Below are 20,121 nucleotides of genomic sequence, written 5' to 3' on the forward strand. Positions count from 1 at the left end.
AAAGGGTTCACCGTCATGACGAAGCTCACGAGTCGCAGAGGGATGCTCTTCGGAGCCGCCGCCCTGTCCGCCGGTGCCGTCCTCACGGGGTGCACCAGCAACGACCCCGACGACGGCGACGACAAGGCCGCCGCGGACACGCAGCCGGCCGCCGACGACAAGCCCGGCAAGCCCGTCACCATCGGCTACGCCGGTCCGCAGGCCGACCACGGCTGGCTCAACGCCGTCAACGACCAGGCGAAGAAGCGCGCCGAGAAGTACTCCGAGATCACCATGGAGATCACCGAGGGCTCCAACGACACCGCGCAGCAGATCGGCCAGATCGAGACCCTCATCAACAAGAAGGTCGACGTCCTGGTCATCCTGCCGGCCGACGGCAAGGCGCTCACCCAGGTCGGCCTGAAGGCGATGCGGGCGGGCATCCCGGTCATCAACCTCGACCGGATCTTCAACAGCCCGCAGGCCTACCGCTGCTGGGTCGGCGGCGACAACTACGGCATGGGCCTCAACGCCGCCCACTACATCGGCGAGAAGCTCAAGGACAAGCCGAACGCCCGGGTCATCGAGCTGGCCGGCATCGACAACCTGGAGCTGACCCAGCAGCGCACCCAGGGCTTCGACGACGGCCTGAAGAACTACCCGAACATCAAGAAGGTGGCCCGCCAGGCCGCCGAGTTCACCGTCGAGTCCGGCCAGGCCAAGATGGCCCAGCTGCTCCAGGCCCAGTCGGACTTCGACGCCCTGTGGAACCACGACGACGACCAGGGCGTGGGCGCGCTGCGCGCCATCGAGCAGGCCGGACGCGACGACTTCCTGATGGTCGGCGGCGCGGGCGCGCTCTCCGCCTTCGAGGCCATCAAGGCCGACAGCGGCGTGCTGAAGGCGACGGTGCTCTACCCGCCGACCATGGCCGCCTCCGCGATCGACCTGGCCCGCGCCCTCGGCCAGGGCAAGGGCGTCAGCGGTCTGGCCGAGTTCGAGATCCCCTCGACCGTCACCTGCTACTCGGCCGTCGTCGACAAGGACAACGTCGACCAGTACATGTCCACGGGCTTCAAGTGAGGGCTGCCGCTCCGGCAGCGGCCTGACCAGCCGCCGCCGGGGCGGGGCCCACCCCACCGCGCCACCACGACGAGGAGGACATCCGCATGGGACAGCCGCAGCAGCCCGAGGGGGCCGGCGCCGAGGAGGCAGCCGGGACCGACAGCGGGACCGATACCGGGACCGGTGCCGGGGCGGCGACGGGGGCGTCCTCGACCAGACCGCCCCTGCGGGTCGGCATGGTCGGCTACGCCTTCATGGGCGCCGCCCACTCCCAGGGCTGGCGCACCGCCGGCCGGGTCTTCGACCTGCCGCTGAACCCGGTCATGGCCGCGATCTGCGGGCGGGACGCCGACGCCGTCCGCCTGGCGGCCGACCGGCACGGCTGGGCGAGCACCGAGACCGACTGGCGGACCCTGGTCGAACGGGACGACATCGACCTCGTCGACATCTGCACCCCCGGCGACAGCCACGCCGAGATCGCGCTGGCCGCGCTCGCCGCCGGAAAGCACGTGCTGTGCGAGAAGCCGCTGGCCAACACCGTCGAGGAGGCGCAGGCGATGACCCGCGCCGCCGAGGAGGCCACAGCCCGGGGCCAGTTGGCGATGGTCGGCTTCAACTACCGCCGGGTCCCGGCCACCGCGCTGGCCCGGCGGATGGTCGCCGAGGGCCGGGTCGGCCGGCTGCGGCATCTGCGGGTGACCTACCTCCAGGACTGGCTGGTCGACCCGAAGGCCCCGCTCACCTGGCGGCTGCGCAAGGAGCTGGCCGGGTCGGGGGCGCTCGGCGACCTGGGCGCCCACATCGTCGACCTCGCCCAGTACCTGTCGGGCGAGCGGATCGCGGGCGTCTCCGCCCTCACCGAGACCTTCGTACGGGAACGCCCGCTGCCCGCCGGCGCCCCACGGGGACTGTCCGCGGGGTCGGCGGACGGGGTGACGGGGCAGGTCACCGTCGACGACGCCGCCGTGTTCACCGGCCGCCTCACCTCCGGCGCCCTGGTCTCCTTCGAGGCCACCCGCTACGCCACCGGCCGCAAGAACGCCCTGCGCATCGAACTCAACGGCGAGCGCGGCTCCCTCGCCTTCGACCTGGAACGGCTCAACGAGCTGTCGTACCACGACGGCACCGAGCCCGGGGAGCACGCCGGCTTCCGCCGGATCCTGGTCACCGAACCCGAACACCCCTACCTGGACGCCTGGTGGCCGCCGGGCCACGGACTCGGCTACGAGCACACCTTCGTGCACCAGGCGCGCGACCTCGTGCACGCCGTCGCCGAAGGCCGGGGCCCCGAACCCTCCTTCGCGGACGGGCTGCAGGTGCAGCGCGTGCTCGCCGCCGTGGAGGAGAGCGCCGAGAAGAACTCCGTCTACACCCCGATCACCCCCTGAGGAGGCCGGCAGCGCCATGCCACGCAACTTCACGCTCTTCACCGGACAGTGGGCGGACCTGCCGCTGGAGGAGGTCTGCCGCCTCGCCCGCGACTTCGGCTACGACGGCCTGGAACTCGCCTGCTGGGGCGACCACTTCGAAGTCGACAAGGCCCTCGCGGACCCCTCCTACGTGGACTCCCGGCACCAGCTGCTCGACAAGTACGGCCTCAAGTGCTGGGCCATCTCCAACCACCTGGTCGGCCAGGCCGTCTGCGACGCCATCATCGACGAGCGCCACGAGGCCATCCTGCCCGCCCGCATCTGGGGCGACGGCGACGCGGAGGGCGTACGGCAGCGCGCCGCCGCCGAGATCAAGGACACCGCACGCGCCGCCGCCCGGCTCGGCGTCGACACCGTCATCGGCTTCACCGGCTCGGCGATCTGGCACCTGGTCGCCATGTTCCCGCCGGCGCCGGAGTCCATGATCGAGCGCGGCTACCAGGACTTCGCCGACCGCTGGAACCCGATCCTGGACGTCTTCGACGCCGAGGGCGTGCGGTTCGCACACGAGGTGCACCCCAGCGAGATCGCCTACGACTACTGGACCACGCAGCGCGCCCTGGAGGCGGTCGGCCACCGGCCCGCCTTCGGCCTCAACTTCGACCCCTCCCACTTCGTGTGGCAGGACCTCGACCCCGTCGGCTTCCTGTGGGACTTCCGCGACCGCATCTACCACGTCGACTGCAAGGAGGCCCGCAAGCGCCTCGACGGCCGCAACGGGCGGCTCGGCTCGCACCTGCCGTGGGGCGACCCCCGGCGCGGCTGGGACTTCGTGTCGGCCGGGCACGGCGACGTCCCCTGGGAGGACGTCTTCCGCATGCTGCGCTCCATCGACTACCAGGGGCCCGTCTCCGTCGAGTGGGAGGACGCCGGCATGGACCGGCTGCAGGGCGCGCCCGAGGCCCTCACCCGGCTCAAGGCCTTCGACTTCGAGCCGCCCAGCGCGTCCTTCGACGCCGCGTTCAACAGCTGATCGCGCGCTCCCGACCGCAGGCCGGGACGGGGACCGGACCACCCGCCGGTCCCCGGTCCGGCCTGCCCGAATCCCGCTTTGTCCTGAGTTGGGAAAAAGTTCAACCAGCTGCGGTCCAAGGGGTGTTCGCCCCGGAAGAACGCGGTTACCGTCCCTGAAGTGTTCAGGACATTCACGTCTCCGGGGTGACGGCGCACCCCGGCGCCCGCATCGCACGTCTTCGCACCCATCCCGTACGGCCCACCCGTTCCCGGAGGGACTTCGTGCACAGAACCAGACTCAAAGCCACCGGCACCACCAGGCGCCCCAGGCTCCGCACCACCCTCGCCCTGTTCACCGGCCTGCTGCTGGCCGTGGGCACCCCGGCGACCGTCGCCGGCGCCCACCCCGGCCACCCGGAGCACGACGAGACGCCGGCCGCCGCCGAGGGGCAGTTCCAGCAGGTGCCCCTCGCCAAGGGCGAGCCCGAGATGGGCGAGCCGATGTCGCTCGCGGTGCTCCCGGACCGCAGCGTCCTGCACACCGCCCGCGACGGCACACTGCGCCTGACCGACCAGGGCGGCGTCACCAAGGTCGCCGGCAAGATCCCCGTCTACAACCACGACGAGGAGGGACTGCAGGGCGTAGGCATCGACCCGGACTTCGAGAACAACCGGGCGATCTACCTCTACTACGCCCCGCCGCTCGACACCCCCGCGGGCGACGCCCCGGAGAACGGCACCGCCGAGGACTTCAAGCCGTTCGACGGCGTCAACCGGCTCTCCCGCTTCGTCCTGAACGCCAACGGCACGCTGGACATGGCCAGCGAGAAGAAGGTCCTGGACGTCGCGGCCTCCCGCGGCACCTGCTGCCACGTCGGCGGCGACATCGCCTTCGACGCCGAGGGCAACCTCTACCTCTCCACCGGCGACGACACCAACCCGTTCGCCTCCGACGGCTACACGCCCATCGACGAGCGCGCCGACCGCAACCCGGCCTTCGACGCCCGCCGCAGCGCCGGCAACACCAACGACCTGCGCGGCAAGCTGCTGCGCATCAAGGTCGCCGAGGACGGCTCGTACACCGTCCCGGAGGGCAACCTCTTCGAGCCCGGCACGGAGAAGACCCGGCCCGAGATCTACGCGATGGGCTTCCGCAACCCGTTCCGGATCAGCGTCGACAAGAAGACCGGCACGGTCTACGTCGGCGACTACGGCCCCGACGCCGGCGCCGCCGACCCGAAGCGCGGTCCGGCCGGACAGGTCGAGTTCGCCAAGGTCACCAAGGCCGCCAACTTCGGCTGGCCCTTCTGCACCGGCGACAACGACCCGTACGTCGACTACGACTTCGCCACCAAGACCTCCGGCGAGACCTTCGACTGCGCGGCCCCGAAGAACACCTCGCCGCACAACACCGGCCTCACCGACCTGCCGCCCGCGCAGGCCGCGTGGATCCCTTACGACGACGACTCCGTGCCCGAGTTCGGCAGCGGCTCCGAGTCCCCGATGGGCGGCCCGGTCTACCGCTACGACCCCGAGCTCGACTCCAGCGTCAAGTTCCCCGAGGAGTACGACGGGGACTTCTTCGCCGGTGAGTTCGGCCGCCGGTGGATCAAGCGGATCGAGCAGACCGAGGACGGCGCGGTCGCGAAGATCAACGACTTCCCGTGGACCGGCACCCAGATCATGGACATGGAGTTCGGCCCCGACGGCGCGCTCTACGTGCTCGACTACGGCCTGTCCTGGTTCCAGGGCGACAAGGACTCCGCCCTGTACCGGATCGAGAACGCCGCGGACGGCTTCTCGCCGATCGCCGAGGTGAGCGCCAACAAGACCTCCGGCGCGGCCGGACTGAAGGTCGCCTTCACCGCCACCGCCAAGGACGCCGACTCCCCGGACCTCACCTACAGCTGGGACTTCGGCGACGGCACCAAGGGTGAGGGGCTCACGCCCACCCACAAGTACAAGAAGGTCGGCACCTACACCGCGACCTTCACCGCCAAGGACCCCGAGGGCAACACGGGCAACGCCAGCGTCCGGATCGTGGTCGGCAACACCGAGCCCAAGGTGGTCATCGAGACCCCGGGCAACGGCACCCTGCTGCCCATGGGCGAGCCCATCCCCTTCAAGGTGAAGGTCACCGACCCCGAGGAGACGATCGACTGCTCCAAGGTCAAGGTCGCCTACAGCCTCGGCCACGACTCCCACGCCCACGAGCTGACCAGCGAGATGGGCTGTGAGGGCACCCTCAACCCGCCGCCGGGCGACGGCGGTCACGACCCCAACGCCAACATCTACGGCGTCGTCGGCGCCAGCTACACCGACGGTGGGGCGAACGGTCAGGAGGCCCTGACCGGCACCGCCCGCACCGTGATCCAGCCCCCGCACCGCCAGGCCGAGCACTTCACCACCCAGCAGGGCGTGTCGCTGATCGACAAGACCGGCGCCAACGGGGGCAAGACCGTCGGCGACATCAACGACGGCGACTGGATCTCCTTCACCCCCTACAAGTTCGACGGGCAGAGGAAGCTGACCGTACGGGCCTCCTCCGGCGGCGCCGGCGGCTACGTCGAGGTGCGCACCGGCTCGCCCACCGGTCCGCTGCACGGCTCGGCGTACATCCCGCCGACCGGCAGCTGGGAGACCTTCCAGAACGTCGACGTGCCGCTGCGGGCCCTGCCCAAGAAGACCACCGACATCTACCTGGTCTTCAGGGGCGGCGAGGGCGCGCTGTTCGACATCGACGACTTCGAGTTCTCCAAGGAGCCGTTCAAGGCCGGCAAGAAGGTCCTGGTCTTCTCCAAGACCGCGGGCTTCCGTCACGACTCCATCCCGGCGGGCATCGCCGCCCTGAAGGAGCTGGGCACCCCGGCCGGCATCTCGGTCACCGCGACCGAGGAGGCCGGACAGTTCACCACGGCCAACCTCGCCAAGTACGACGCGGTCGCCTTCCTGTCCACCACCGGTGACGTACTGGGCGCCGACCAGCAGAAGGCGTTCGAGAACTACGTCAAGAACGGCGGCGGCTACATGGGCATCCACGCCGCCGCCGACACCGAGTACGACTGGGAGTTCTACGGCGGCCTCGTCGGCGCCTACTTCGACTCGCACCCGGCCATCCAGAAGGCCACCGTCCGCGTCGAGGACCACGACCACCCGGCCACCGCGCACCTGGACGACACCTGGGAGCACACCGACGAGCTGTACAACTACCGCACCAACCCGCGTGAGCAGGCCAAGGTCCTCGCCACCCTCGACGAGACCACCTACCAGGGCGGGAACATGAAGGGCGACCACCCGATCGCCTGGTGCCAGAGCTACGGCGGCGGCCGCTCCTTCTACACCGGCCTCGGCCACACCAAGGAGTCCTACGCGGACGAGACCTTCCGCGGCCACCTGCTCGGCGGCATGCAGTACGCCACCGGCCAGGTCAAGGCCAACTGCAAGCCGTCCAAGGGCTACCGGGACATCTTCAACGGCCAGACCCTGGAAGGCTGGAAGCAGGCCGGCCCCGGCAAGTTCAACGTCAAGGACGGCGTCCTGGAGTCCGAGGGCGGCATGGGGCTGCTCTGGTACCAGGCCAAGGAGCTGAAGTCGTACTCGCTCAAGCTCGACTGGAAGATGCGGGGCGACGACAACTCCGGTGTCTTCGTGGGCTTCCCGGCCTCCGACGACCCCTGGTCCGCCGTCAACAAGGGCTACGAGATCCAGATCGACGCCACGGACGCCGTGGACCGCACCACCGGTGCGATCTACACCTTCAAGGCGGCGAACATCAAGGCCCGTGACCAGGTTCTGCGGCCGCCCGGCCAGTGGAACTCCTACGAGATCAAGGTCCAGGGCGAACGCCTCCAGGTGTTCCTCAACGGAGTCAAGATCAACGACTTCACCAACAAGGACCCCGAGCGGAGCCTGACCGACGGCTACATCGGCCTGCAGAACCACGGCGCCGACGACCAGGTCTCCTTCCGCAACATCCAGCTCAAGGAACTGCCCTCCTAGGGCGGACCCGCCCCTGAGGGGTGACCTCCCGCGGGAGGCGCCCCGAGGGGCGACCGGAACGGCGGCGGGCGGAGGACGCCGGACCTCCGCCCGCCGTCACCCCGAACGGAACCCCCGGCCGTACCACCGCTCGTGTGTGCACGACGCGCTCGACAAGGAGGCTGCCCATGTCCGCGTCCCCCTCTGCTTCCTCCCGTGGCTCCCGTACCGGTGTCTGGCTGATCGGAGCCCGCGGCTCCGTCGCCACCACGGTGGTGGCGGGCTGCGCCGCCGTGACCGCGGGACTGCACCCGCCGACCGGCATGATCACCGAGACCCCCGACTTCGCCGACGCGGGACTCCCCGCCCTCCCGGCCCTCGTCTTCGGCGGTCACGACACCGTGGACTGCCCCCTGCCCAAGCGGGCCGAGGCCCTGGCCGCCGGCGGCGTGCTGCCGCACGGACTGCCCTCGGCCGTGCACGCGGAACTGGCCGCGGCCGACCGCGAGATCCGCCCCGGCGGCCCCCTGCCCGGCGACACCCGCGACGAGGAGGAGCTGATCGCCGCGTTCGCCGCGGACATCACCGACTTCGCGCGCCGCTCGGGTGCGGAACGGACGGTGGTCGTGAACGTGGCCTCCACCGAGCCCGCGCCCACCGGGGGCTCCCTGCCCGCCAGCTCGCTGTACGCGGCCGCCGCGCTGCGGGCCGGCTGCCCGTACGTCAACTTCACCCCGTCGACCGGCCTGCACCATCCGGCGCTGTCCGCACCGGCCGAGGCGAGCGGCCTGCCCTACGCGGGCCGCGACGGCAAGACCGGGCAGACGCTGCTGCGCTCGGTGCTCGGCCCGATGTTCGCGCAGCGGGCGCTGGCGGTGCGGGCCTGGTCCGGCACCAACCTCCTGGGCGGGGGCGACGGCGCCGCCCTCGCCGACCCGGCGGCCGCCGCCGCGAAGAACGCCGGCAAGGAACGCGTCCTCGCCGACACCCTCGGGGCCCCCGTCGAGGGCGAGGTCCACATCGACGACGTGCCCGCGCTCGGCGACTGGAAGACCGCCTGGGACCACATCGCCTTCGACGGCTTCCTCGGCGCCCGCATGTTCCTCCAGACCACCTGGCAGGGCTGCGACTCGTCCCTCGCCGCGCCGCTCGTCCTGGATCTGGCCCGGCTGGCCGCCCGCGCCCACGAGCGGGGCCTGTCCGGCCCCCTGGGTGAACTGGGCTTCTTCTTCAAGGACCCGGTGGGGGACGGCCCGTCGGCCCTGGCCGAGCAGTACGGGGAGCTGAAACGCTTCGCCGGGCGACTGCGCGACGACGCGGACCGCGCCCCCGCCGACGGGCAGGGCCGCGAGGGCGGGGAGAACGGTGCAGCCGGGGAGAACGGTGACGCCGTTGCCCTCCGGTCCGACGGCCGCGGCCTCGAAGGCGGGGCCGGGCGATGAGCCGCACCGCCGCCCCGGCGCGGGACACCCCCGGGCCGTCGGGAGCCTCGGCCGCGGCGACGCGGACGCCGGCCGGAGCATCGGGGGTGCCGGGAGCGGCCTCCGGGACCACCGGGCCGCCGCCCGCGACCGCCGAAGCGTCCCCGCGGTCCGCCCGCCTCGGAGCCTGGGCCGAACTGCTGCGGCTGCCCGCCCTGTTCACCGTCCCCGGCGACGCCCTGGCCGGCGCGGCGGCGGCCGGTGCCCGCCCCGGGCCCCGCACCCTGCTCGCCATCGGCTCCTCCCTGTGCCTGTACGAGGCCGGCATGGCCCTCAACGACTGGGCCGACCGCGCGGAGGACGCCGCGGAACGCCCGCACCGCCCCCTCCCCTCCGGCCGCATCCGCCCCGCCGCCGCCCTGACCGCCGCCGGGGTGCTCACCGGCGCGGGCCTGGCGCTGGCGGCCGGTGCGGGACGTCCCGCGCTCGCGGTGGCGGCGCCGCTGGCAGCCACCGTCTGGGCCTACGACCTCGCCCTGAAGCACACCCCGGCCGGCCCCGTGGCCATGGCGGCCGCCCGCGGACTGGACCTGCTCCTGGGCGCGGCCGCCACCGGCGGCGCCACCCGTGCCGCGCTGCCCTCCGCGGCGCTGCTCGGCAGCCACACCCTCGCGGTCACGGCCGTCTCCCGCCGGGAGACCACCGGCGGTTCCGTCCTGGCCCCGCTCGCCGCCCTCGCGACGACGGGGGCGCTGACCGGCCTGGTCGCCCGCCGCCGCACCCGACTCCCGGCAGGCCGGCGGGCAGCAGCCGCCCCCGGCCTGTCGGGCTCCAACCCGGCACCCACCGTCACCGACGCCCTCGCGGCCGCCCTGGGCGCCGCCTACGCCGCGACGGCCGCCCGCCCCTACTTCCACGCCGCGCTCAACCCCTCACCCCCGCTCACCCAACGCGCCGTGGGCGGCGGCATCCGGGCCACCATCCCGCTCCAGGCAGCGCTCGCCGCCCGCTTCGGTGCGTCCGGCGCGGTGGCCACGTCGCTCCTGGTGGCGGCCCTCGCACCGGCCGGCCGGCGGTTCGCGAAGAGGTCCGCCATGAGGAAGGTGAGCATCACGTGAGCCGGAACCCGCATCAGGGGCCGAACGAGACCGGAGACGGCACCGCCACCCAGCCGCCGCTCCGCTTCGGCTACGGCACCAACGGCCTCGCCGACCTCCGCCTCGACGACGCCCTCGCGCTGCTCGCCGACCTGGGGTACGACGGCGTCGGCCTGACCCTCGACCACATGCACCTCGACCCCCTGGCCGACGACCTCGCCGCCCGCACCCGCCGCCTCGCCCGGCGGCTGGACACGCTCGGTCTGGGCGTCACCGTGGAGACCGGCGCCCGCTACGTACTCGACCCGCGCCGCAAACACGGACCTTCCCTGCTCGACCCCGACCCGGAGGACCGCGCCCGCCGCACCGGCCTGCTCGTACGCGCCGTCGACGTCGCCGCCGAACTCGGGGCCCACGCCGTGCACTGCTTCAGCGGCGTCCCCCCGGCGGGCACGGACGAGGACACGGCCTGGAAGCGGCTGGCCGAGGCCCTCGGCCCGGTCCTGGACGCCGCCGCCACCGCGGGCGTCCCCCTCGCGGTGGAGCCCGAACCGGGGCACCTGCTCGCCACCCTCGCCGACTTCCACACCCTGCGCCGCACCCTCGGCGACCCCGAACACCTCGGACTCACCCTGGACATCGGCCACTGCCAGTGCCTCGAACCGCTCCCGCCCGCCGACTGCGTGCGCGCCGCCGCCCCCTGGCTGCGCCACGTGCAGATCGAGGACATGCGCCGCGGCGTCCACGAACACCTCCCCTTCGGTGACGGCGAGATCGACTTCCCGCCCGTCCTCGAAGCCCTGGCCACCACCGGCTACCAGGGACTGACCGTCGTCGAACTGCCCCGCCACTCGCACGCGGGTCCCCACTTCGCCGAACGCTCCCTCCCCTTCCTGCGCCGGGCCGCACCGGCACCACCCCGCACCAACCGCTCGGGCGAGCCCTCCGCCACCCACTGAAGGGAGCCACACCATGACGCAGCCGCACGCCGCCCACGTCACCCCCGACACCCAGGACGCGGACGGCACCCCCGACGGGCAGAACCTCCAGGGCACCACCCCCGCCCACGTCCCGCCCGCCGACCTGCGCGCCGCCCTCGCCACCCGGCTCGGCGGATCCGCCCGGGCCTGGCTGGACCAGGCCCTCGACGAGGCCGCCGCCCACCCCGGCACCCACGGCCCCATCTCGGTGTGGGAACTGCGCCTCGCCGAGGCAGGCCGCCGCTGCGGGCCCGCCCACGCCGACGCCGCCCGCGTCCTCGTCCTGCACGCCGCCCGCGCCGACACCGGCGCCCTGACCCGGGTGTACTCCCAGGGCACCGCCGACGAACGCCGCGCCGTCCTGCACGCCCTGCCCCACCTGGTGCCGGGACCGGACGCCCTCCCCCTCGTCGAGGACGCCCTGCGCACCAACGACACCCGGCTCGTCGCCGCCGCCCTCGGCCCGTACGCCGCCCGGCACCTCGACGCCCACCAGTGGCGGCACGCCGTGCTCAAGTGCCTGTTCACGGGGGTCCCCGTCGACAGCGTGGCGGACCTCGCCCGCCGGGCCCACGGCGACGACGAACTCGCCCGGATGCTCGCCGACTACGCCGCCGAACGTACCGCCGCGGACCGCACCGTCCCCGAAGACCTGCACCGCGTCCTGGCCCTGACCGAGTCCGGACGCCCCGCGCCCGGTACGGCCGACCCCCACGGCAAGGAGTCCTGATGCGCATCTTCGACCCCCACATCCACATGACCTCCCGGACCACCGACGACTACGAGGCCATGTACGCGGCCGGCGTCCGCGCCCTCGTCGAGCCGTCCTTCTGGCTGGGCCAGCCCCGCACCTCGCCCGACTCCTTCCGCGACTACTTCGACGCCCTGCTCGGCTGGGAACCCTTCCGCGCCGCCCAGTACGGCATCGCCCACCACTGCACCATCGCGCTGAACCCGAAGGAGGCGAACGACCCCCGGTGCCTGCCCGTCCTCGACGAGCTGCCCCGCTATCTCGTCAAGGACCGGGTGGTGGCGGTCGGCGAGATCGGCTACGACTCCATGACGCCCGCCGAGGACACCGCCCTGACCACCCAGCTCCAGCTCGCCGCCGACCACGGGCTGCCCGCCCTCGTGCACACCCCGCACCGCGACAAGCTCGCCGGCCTGCGCCGCACCCTGGACGCGGTCCGGGAGTCCGCGCTGCCGACCGAGCGGGTCCTGGTCGACCACCTCAACGAGACCACCGTCAAGGAGGCCAAGGACAGCGGCGCCTGGCTCGGCTTCTCCGTCTATCCGGACACCAAGATGGACGAGGCCCGGATGGTCGCCCTGCTGCGCGAGTACGGCCCGGAGCAGGTCCTCGTGAACTCCGCCGCCGACTGGGGCAGGAGCGACCCGCTCAAGACCCGCAAGGTCGGCGACCTGATGCTCGCCGAGGGCTTCACCGAGGACGACGTGGACCGGGTGCTGTGGCGCAACCCCGTCGCCTTCTACGGGCTCAGCGGACGCCTGGAACTCGACGTGGCCTCCGGGGACGCCACGCACGAGGGCAACTCCATTCTGCGCGGCGGGGAGTGAGCCATGCGCTTCCGGCACCCCGACGGCTCCACCGTCCACCTCGCCTACTGCACCAACGTGCACCCCGCCGAGACCCTGGACGGCGTCCTCGCCCAGCTCCGCGACCACTGCGAACCGGTCCGCAAACGCCTGGGCCGCGACCGCCTCGGCATCGGGCTGTGGCTCGCCCGCGACGCCGCCCACGCCCTGGTCACCGACCCCGCCGCCCTGCGCGGCCTGCGCACCGAACTCGACCGGCGCGGCCTGGAGGTCGTCACCCTCAACGGCTTCCCCTACGAGGGCTTCGGCGCCGAAGAGGTCAAGTACCGCGTCTACAAGCCCGACTGGGCCGACCCCGAACGCCTCGAACACACCACCTCCCTGGCCCGTCTCCTCGCCGGACTGCTGCCCGACGACGTCACGGACGGCACCATCTCCACCCTGCCGCTGGCCTGGCGCACCGCGTACGACGAAACCCGCGCCGACAAGGCACGCGCCGCCCTCGGCACCCTCGCCGAACGCCTCGACGCGCTCCAGGACCTGACCGGCCGCTCCATCCGCATCGGCCTGGAACCCGAACCCGGCTGCGTCGTCGAGACCACCCACGACGCCATCGCCCCGCTGACCGCGATCGCCCACGACCGCATCGGCGTGTGCGTCGACACCTGCCACCTCGCCACCTCCTTCGAAGACCCGCACACCGCCCTGGACGAGCTCACGGCCGCCCGCGTGCCCGTCGTCAAGTCCCAGCTGTCCGCCGCACTGCACGCCGAACACCCCGCCGACCCCGCGGTCCGCGAAGCACTCGCCGCCTTCGCCGAGCCGCGCTTCCTGCACCAGACCCGCACCACCACCCCCTCCGGCGGCCTGCACGGCACCGACGACCTCGACGAGGCCCTCGCGGACGGCGGCCCACTGCCCGGCACCGCACCCTGGCGCGCCCACTTCCACGTCCCCCTGCACGCGGCCCCCGCCGCGCCCCTCACCTCCACCCTTCCGGTGCTCAAGGCCGCGCTGACCCGGCTCGTCGGCGGCCCGCACCCCCTCACCCGGCACCTGGAGGTCGAGACCTACACCTGGCAGGCCCTCCCGCCCGAGCTGCGGCCCCGCGCCCGCGCCCAGCTCACCGACGGCATCGCCGCCGAGCTGACCCTCGCCCGCGACCTGTTGACGGACCTCGGCCTGAAGGAACTGCCATGACCCCACCCACCCCCTCCGACGGACCGACCCCCCTTCTCGTCCTGGACGTCGTCGGTCTCACCCCCCGCCTTCTCGACCACATGCCCCACCTCAAGCAGCTCGGCCAGTCCGGCTCCCGCGCGCCGCTCGGCACCGTCCTGCCGGCCGTCACCTGCGCCGCCCAGTCCACCTTCCTGACCGGCACCATGCCCGCCGAGCACGGCATCGTCGGCAACGGCTGGTACTTCCGCGAACTCGGCGACGTCCTGCTGTGGCGCCAGCACAACGGACTCGTCACCGGCGACCGACTCTGGGACGCGGCCCGCCGCGCCCACCCCGGCTACACCGTCGCCAACATCTGCTGGTGGTACGCCATGGGCGCCGACACCGACTTCACCGTCACCCCCCGTCCCGTCTACTACGCCGACGGCCGCAAGGAACCCGACTGCTACACCAGGCCCCCGGCCCTGCACGACGAACTCACCGACAAGCTCGGCACCTTCCCCCTCTTCCACTTCTGGGGACCCGGCGCGGACCTGGTCTCCAGCCAGTGGATCATCGACGCCACCCGGCACATCATGGCCACCCGGCATCCCGACCTGACCCTCTGCTACCTCCCTCACCTCGACTACGACCTGCAGCGCTTCGGCCCCGACGACCCGCGTTCCCTGAAGGCCGCCGCCGACCTCGACGCGGCGCTGGCCCCGCTGCTCGACGACGCCCGCGCCGAGGGCCGCACCGTCGTCGCCCTGTCCGAGTACGGCATCACCCCCGTCAGCCGGCCCGTGGACATCAACCGGGCCCTGCGCCGCGCCGGACTGCTCGAGGTGCACACCCAGGACGGCATGGAGTACCTGGACCCGATGGCCTCCCGCGCCTTCGCGGTCGCCGACCACCAGGTGGCCCACGTGTACGTCCGCCGCCCCGAGGACCTCGACGCCACCCGTGCCGCCCTGGACGGACTACCCGGCATCGAGCAACTCCTCGACGACGAGGGCAAGAAGGCCCAGCACCTCGACCACCCCCGCGCCGGCGAACTGGTCGCCCTCGCGGAGCCGGACGCCTGGTTCACGTACTACTACTGGCTCGACGACGACCGCGCGCCCGACTTCGCGCAGCTCGTCGAGATCCATCGCAAACCCGGCTACGACCCGGTCGAGCTGTTCATGGATCCGCTCGACCCCTACGTCAAGGTCAAGGCGGCCGGCGCCCTGGCCCGCAAGAAGCTCGGCATGCGCTACCGCATGGCGGTCGTGCCCCTGGATCCCTCACCTATTCGAGGCAGCCACGGCCGCCTCCCCGCGAGCGACGACGACGGTCCGCTCCTCATCTGCTCCACCCCCCGCGCTGTCGGAGACCGCGTCGCGGCCACCGACGTGAAACAACTCCTGCTCCGGCTGGCCGGACTCGGCTGACGCACCACCCGGTACGCCCGCCGAATTCCGACTACTGAGAGTGAAACACACGGCACTGACAACGGCCCGCCCGAACCGCATCCGCGCAGGCCACGACCCAGAAGGCAGGCATCCGTGACCCCGTTCACCGACCCCTCCCGCACCGACGCCGGCACCGACCCGTCCGCCGACGGCCCGGGCGAGAGCCTGCGCCGCGCCCTCGGCGTGAACCGGCGCCGCTTCCTCAGCACCTGCACCGCAGTGGCGGCCGGAGCCGTCGCGGCCCCCGTCTTCGGCGCCTCCCCGGCCCTCGCCCACGACCGGGGCAGAGACCACGACCACGGACACGGACACGGACACGGACACGGCCACGGACAGATCCTCGTCCCGGCGGACAAGCGCGGCATCATCCTCTACACCGTCCGCGACGCCACCGCCCGCGACCCGCTCGCCTCCGACCTGCCCTCCGGCTTCCGCGAGGTCTTCAAGCAGCTGTCCCGGCACGGCTACCGGCAGGTGGAGTTCGCCGGATACAACCAGCACGCCAACGCGCCCGGCGGCGCCAGCCTGGAGTCCGTCAAGGGCGCCCGGCTGCTGCGCTGCTGGCTCGACGACTACGGGCTGCGCGCCCAGGGCAACCACGGCTTCATCCCGTCCTCCTGGCCGCTGACCCAGGCGGACAAGGACACCTTCAAGAAGCACCTGGAGATCGCCAACATCCTCGGCATGGACCACATGGGCACCGGCGGCGACCCCACCGGCAGCTCCTACCGCGCCGACTGGGACGTGGCCGCCGACAAGTGGAACGCCCTCGGCGCGATCGCCCACCGGGAGGGCATCAAGCTCTACACCCACAACCACGACAGCGCCTACGGCTTCCTGCTCGACGGCGGCCCGCTGGACGACCAGGGCCGGCCGACCCGCAGCTCCGGCATCAGGAAGCTGGAGTACTTCCTCAAGATCACCGACCCGCGGGTGGTCTGGCTGGAGATGGACATCTTCTGGGCGCACGTCGCCCAGTACAAGTTCCACGAGTACACCGCCCACGACGGCTCCACCCGGAAGAACGTCTTCGACCCGGCCGGCCTGGTCGTCCGCAACAACCGGCGCTACCCGCTCTTCCACGCCAAGGACGGCGTGGTCAGCACGACCAACGGCATGGGCTACGACATGGTGCCCTTCGGAACCGGAGTCATCGACTACACGACGTTCTTCTCCCGGGTCGGACAGCGCAACTACCACAACCCGATGATCGAGGACGACAACTCCCCGAGCGCCACCGATCCCTCGCAGTCCCTGCGGGAGGCCAAGATCAGCTACGACAACCTGGCCGCCCTGCGCAAGCGGCGCCACTGACCCGGAGCACGGACCGGGCGGCCCCTCCCGCGTGCTGGGGGAGGGGCCGCCCGGTCCGTGCGAAGAAGACTCCGTCAGGTCATCCCTCGCCCAGCGGCCGGGGATTCGGAGTGACGCGCTTGTCCTTCGGGCGTCCCGGTGGTTGCAGGAACAGCGCCACGAACCCGGCGAAGATCGAGATGCTGCCGGCCAGGCTGAAGGCACCGTTGTAGCCCCAGGCGCCGACCACCACGGAACCCATGCCCGCGCCCAGACCGGACACCAGCTTGGAGCTGTAGACCATCCCGTAGTTGGTGGCGTTGTTGTTCTCCCCGAAGTAGTCCGCGGTCAGTGCGGCGAACATCGGGAAGATGGCCCCGCCGCCGAAACCGGAGACGGCGGAGAAGAGCAGGAACAACGGCAGGTTCTTGATCTCGGCCGACCAGATGATGCCGAACTGGGCGAGGCCCAGGATCGCGCACACGTACAACAGGCACCGCTTGCGGCCGTACAGGTCGGAGAGCCAGCCGATGACGCCGCGCCCGGTGCCGTTGACGATCGCCTTGAGCGACATCGCGGTGGCCACGATCCCGGCCGCGAAGCCCGCCTCCTCGCCGATGTCGACCTGGAAGGCGATGCCGAAGATGTTCACGCCGGAGGTGCAGGCGAGACAGAACCACATCAGTGCCACCCGGCCGGTCCGCCAGGCCTCCATCGGGGAGTACTGCTTGACGGCCGGGGGGTTCTTCTCCAGTGAACGCCGGGCCCGCGGGTCGGCCGGCGGGTTCAGCGGGTCGATGGCGGCCGGCCACCAGTTCTTCGGCGGGTCCCGGAAGTAGAACCCGGCGACCGCCACCATCGCGGCGAGCAGGACACCCGCCGAGACCAGCACCCAGCGGAAGTTGGAGGTGTCCATGTAGCCGTGGAAGATGAAGACGAACGGCACCGAGCCATAGGCGAAACCGCCGTTGACGAAGCCGGTCTTCCCGCCCCGGCGCTCCGGGTACCACTTGCCGACCATGTTGACGCAGGTCGCGTACACCATGCCGGCACCCATGCCGCTGAACACGCCGAACCCGATGAAGGCGAGCGAGACGTGCGGCGCGAACGCCAGCGACAGATAGCCCAGCAGCGTGCCGGCCGCCCCCAGCATCATCGCCCAGCGCGCCGCCAGCTTGCCGCTCTCCCGCAGCCGCCCCGCCGGAAACGCGACGGCGGCCTGGCAGAACACCCAGGCGGTCATCATCCAGTAGATGCTGCCGCTGGACCAGTGGTGGGCCTCGTGCAGCGTGTCCTCGGCGGACGCGAACGCGTACTCGGCGGAGGAGATGCCCATCATCCCGATCCAGGGCAGGATCACCATCCACTTGCGCTTGCGCCCCATGATGTCGATGTCGGACTCGCCCACGCGGTAGACGCGTCCGTTCTTGTCGGTCACCTCCCGGTAGGCGGCGACCCGTGTGACATCGGTGGTTGTCATGTCGATTGCACCCCTAGCGTCGAAAGATCTGGCCAGCGCCCCCTGTCCAATGCCTTTCGTGCGCGCGCGGGTCCCCGGGGCCGGCCGACGCGCACCCGTCGGCCGGCCCCTCGCCGTCTCACGTCATGAACCGCCCCCCAACAAGCCCGCGGCCCGCGCCCACCGGTACTTGGCGCCCAGCACCGCCACCGGCTTCTCGGTCGTGTACGGGTACGCCACGACGCCGCGCTCGAAGAGGTACTGGCACGCCTCCTCCACCTCCACGTCGCCCGCCAGGGAGGCCACCACGGGCTTCTCGACGCCGCGTTCGCGGAACTCGGCCACCACGCGCGCGGTGAGTTCGGCGAACACCATGGGAGGCGTGACGATGGTGTGCCAGTAGCCGAGGACGAGCGCGTGGATGCGCGGGTCCTCCAGGCCGAGCCGGATCGTCGCCTCGTACGTCGACGGCGGCTCGCCCCCGGTGATGTCCACCGGGTTGCCCGCCGCACCGAACGGCGGGATGAAGGCGCGGAACGCCGTGTCCAGGTCGGGCGGGATCTCCATCAGCGACAGCCCGTTGTCCGTCACCGCGTCGGAGAGCAGCACACCGCTGCCGCCGGCGCCGGTGATGATGACCACGTTGTCGCCCTGCGGAGCGGGAAGCACCGGCAACGCGCGCGCGTACTCCAGCATCTCGTTGAGCCCCGGCGCCCGGATGACGCCGGCCTGGCGGAGGATGTCGTCGTACACGGCGTCGTCCCCGGCCAGTGCCCCGGTGTGCGACCCGGCCGCCTTGGCGCCCGCCGCCGTACGGCCCGCCTTGAGCACCACGACCGGCTTCCTCGGCACGGTCGCCCGCGCGGCCTCGACGAAGGCGCGGCCGTCCTTGAGGTCCTCCAGATGCATCGCGATGCACTCGGTGTGCGGGTCCTCGCCGAACCAGGTCAGCAGGTCGTCCTCGTCCAGGTCCGACTTGTTGCCCAGGCCCACGATCGCCGACACGCCGGTCTTCGTGGTCCGCGCGAAGCCCAGGATGGCCATGCCGATGCCGCCCGACTGCGAGGTCAGCGCGACGCCGCCCTTGACGTCGTAGGGCGTGCAGAACGTGGCGCACAGGTCCTGCCAGGTCGAGTAGTAGCCGTAGATGTTCGGACCGAGCAGCCGGATGCCGTGCCGTTCGGCGACCGCCACGATCTCGTCCTGGAGCGCCTGCTCACCGGTCTCGGCGAAGCCGGAGGGGATGAGGACGGCGTTGGGTATCCGCTTGCGCCCCACCTCCTCCAGGGCCGCCGCCACGAACCGCGCGGGGATCGCGAAGACCGCCACATCCACCTCACCGGGAACGTCGGTGACACTCTTGTACGCCTTGCGGCCCAAGATGTCATCGGCCTTCGGGTTCACCGGATGGATCTCGCCCGCGAAACCGCCGTCGACGAGGTTGCGCATCACGGAGTTGCCGATCTTCCCCGGCTCGCCCGACGCGCCGATCACCGCCACCGAAGAGGGCTGCATCAGGCGGCGCATCGAGGTGAGGATCTCCTCGCGCGTGTACCTGCGCCGCTCCTTCGGCGTGTCGGTCGCCAGGATCACCCTGATGTCGGCGGCGACCGCACCCTCGGGCGTGGCGATCACGGGGTTGAGGTCCACCTCGGCGATCTCCGGGAAGTCGGCGACCAGCTCGGAGACCCGGCGGATCTGCTCCGCCACCGCCCACCGGTCCACCCCGGCCTGCCCACGCACCCCGCGCAGCACTTCGGCCGCCCGGATCGAGTCCAGCATGGACAGCGCCTCGTCGGCGTCCACGGGGGCGAGCCGGAAGGTGACGTCCTTCAGCACCTCGACCAGCACCCCGCCGAGTCCGAACGCCACCACCTTGCCGAACGTCGGGTCGGTGACCGCCCCGACGATGACCTCCTGCCCCTGCGGCAGCAGCTCCTGGATCTGCACGCCCTCGATCCGCGCGGAGGCGTCGTACGCGCGCGCGTTGTCGACGATCCGGCAGAACGCCGACCGCACGTCAGCCGCGCCCTCGACCCCGACCACCACACCGCCGGCGTCGGTCTTGTGCAGGATGTCCGGCGAGACGATCTTCATCACCACCGGTCCGCCGAACCGCGCCGCGCACGCCACCGCCTCGTCGACGTCCCGCGCCAGTTCCTCGCCCGGTACGGCGATCCCGTAGGCGTCCGCGAGTACCTTGCCCTCGGGAGCGGTGAGCGCGGTGCGCCCCCCGGCCCGTACGGCGTCCAGGAGCCCGCGCACCCGCGCCAGGCGGTCCTCGGCCATCACG

The 20,121-nt window shown here is 72.0% G+C and carries 14 protein-coding genes; 12 read left to right on the plus strand and 2 right to left on the minus strand.

What is annotated here, in order from left to right; genetic code table 11:
* Positions 1-15 precede the first annotated feature (15 nt).
* The 12 genes from ACZ7MF_RS08975 (at position 16) to ACZ7MF_RS09030 (ending at position 16,390) form a co-directional block, all read left to right on the plus strand.
* The gene (locus ACZ7MF_RS08975) at positions 16-1,062 is read left to right on the plus strand and encodes a substrate-binding domain-containing protein (protein WP_471475417.1); all 1,047 of its coding nucleotides are present in this window, start codon (positions 16-18) and stop codon (positions 1,060-1,062) included.
* An 86-nt stretch (positions 1,063-1,148) separates the two neighbouring features.
* Complete coding sequence (locus tag ACZ7MF_RS08980; protein WP_471475419.1) at positions 1,149-2,432, plus strand: Gfo/Idh/MocA family protein; 1,284 nt, start codon at positions 1,149-1,151, stop codon at positions 2,430-2,432.
* Between the two features lie 16 nt (positions 2,433-2,448).
* Positions 2,449-3,447, plus strand: coding sequence for a sugar phosphate isomerase/epimerase family protein (locus ACZ7MF_RS08985; RefSeq protein WP_007389000.1), 999 nt, complete (start codon positions 2,449-2,451; stop codon positions 3,445-3,447).
* 263 nt (positions 3,448-3,710) lie between these two features.
* Positions 3,711-7,427, plus strand: coding sequence for a ThuA domain-containing protein (locus tag ACZ7MF_RS08990; RefSeq protein WP_471475420.1), 3,717 nt, complete (start codon positions 3,711-3,713; stop codon positions 7,425-7,427).
* A gap of 167 nt (positions 7,428-7,594) precedes the next feature.
* Complete coding sequence (locus ACZ7MF_RS08995) at positions 7,595-8,848, plus strand: inositol-3-phosphate synthase (protein ID WP_471475422.1); 1,254 nt, start codon at positions 7,595-7,597, stop codon at positions 8,846-8,848.
* The gene (locus ACZ7MF_RS09000; RefSeq protein WP_471475423.1) at positions 8,845-9,945 is read left to right on the plus strand and encodes an SCO3242 family prenyltransferase; all 1,101 of its coding nucleotides are present in this window, start codon (positions 8,845-8,847) and stop codon (positions 9,943-9,945) included. The genes ACZ7MF_RS08995 and ACZ7MF_RS09000 overlap by 4 nt, the downstream gene beginning before the upstream one ends.
* Entirely contained in the window at positions 9,942-10,883 is a 942-nt protein-coding gene (locus ACZ7MF_RS09005) for a sugar phosphate isomerase/epimerase family protein (protein WP_471475424.1), read from the plus strand. Before ACZ7MF_RS09000 ends, ACZ7MF_RS09005 begins: the two co-directional genes overlap by 4 nt.
* 13 nt (positions 10,884-10,896) lie before the next feature.
* Complete coding sequence (locus tag ACZ7MF_RS09010) at positions 10,897-11,634, plus strand: EboA domain-containing protein (protein WP_471475426.1); 738 nt, start codon at positions 10,897-10,899, stop codon at positions 11,632-11,634.
* A complete protein-coding gene (locus ACZ7MF_RS09015) occupies positions 11,634-12,482 on the plus strand; it encodes a TatD family hydrolase (RefSeq protein WP_471475427.1) in 849 nt (282 codons plus the stop codon). Before ACZ7MF_RS09010 ends, ACZ7MF_RS09015 begins: the two co-directional genes overlap by 1 nt.
* Before the next feature lie 3 nt (positions 12,483-12,485).
* Positions 12,486-13,661: a metabolite traffic protein EboE gene (eboE, locus tag ACZ7MF_RS09020; protein WP_471475428.1), complete on the plus strand. Its 1,176-nt coding sequence runs from the start codon at positions 12,486-12,488 to the stop codon at positions 13,659-13,661.
* Positions 13,658-15,055 (plus strand): nucleotide pyrophosphatase/phosphodiesterase family protein, encoded by a 1,398-nt coding sequence (locus tag ACZ7MF_RS09025; protein ID WP_471475430.1) that lies wholly within the window; start codon positions 13,658-13,660, stop codon positions 15,053-15,055. The genes eboE and ACZ7MF_RS09025 overlap by 4 nt, the downstream gene beginning before the upstream one ends.
* 114 nt (positions 15,056-15,169) lie before the next feature.
* A complete protein-coding gene (locus ACZ7MF_RS09030; RefSeq protein WP_471475431.1) occupies positions 15,170-16,390 on the plus strand; it encodes a sugar phosphate isomerase/epimerase family protein in 1,221 nt (406 codons plus the stop codon).
* A 79-nt stretch (positions 16,391-16,469) separates the two neighbouring features.
* On the opposite strand, the gene ACZ7MF_RS09035 is transcribed toward ACZ7MF_RS09030, so the two are convergent.
* Both ACZ7MF_RS09035 and ACZ7MF_RS09040 read right to left on the minus strand, forming a co-directional pair.
* Positions 16,470-17,849: an OFA family MFS transporter gene (locus ACZ7MF_RS09035; RefSeq protein WP_471475432.1), complete on the minus strand. Its 1,380-nt coding sequence runs from the start codon at positions 17,847-17,849 to the stop codon at positions 16,470-16,472.
* A gap of 123 nt (positions 17,850-17,972) precedes the next feature.
* The gene (locus ACZ7MF_RS09040) at positions 17,973-20,117 is read right to left on the minus strand and encodes an acetate--CoA ligase family protein (protein WP_471475434.1); all 2,145 of its coding nucleotides are present in this window, start codon (positions 20,115-20,117) and stop codon (positions 17,973-17,975) included.
* Positions 20,118-20,121: the final 4 nt, after the last annotated feature.

Source organism: Streptomyces sp. NPDC111628, assembly GCF_055635195.1.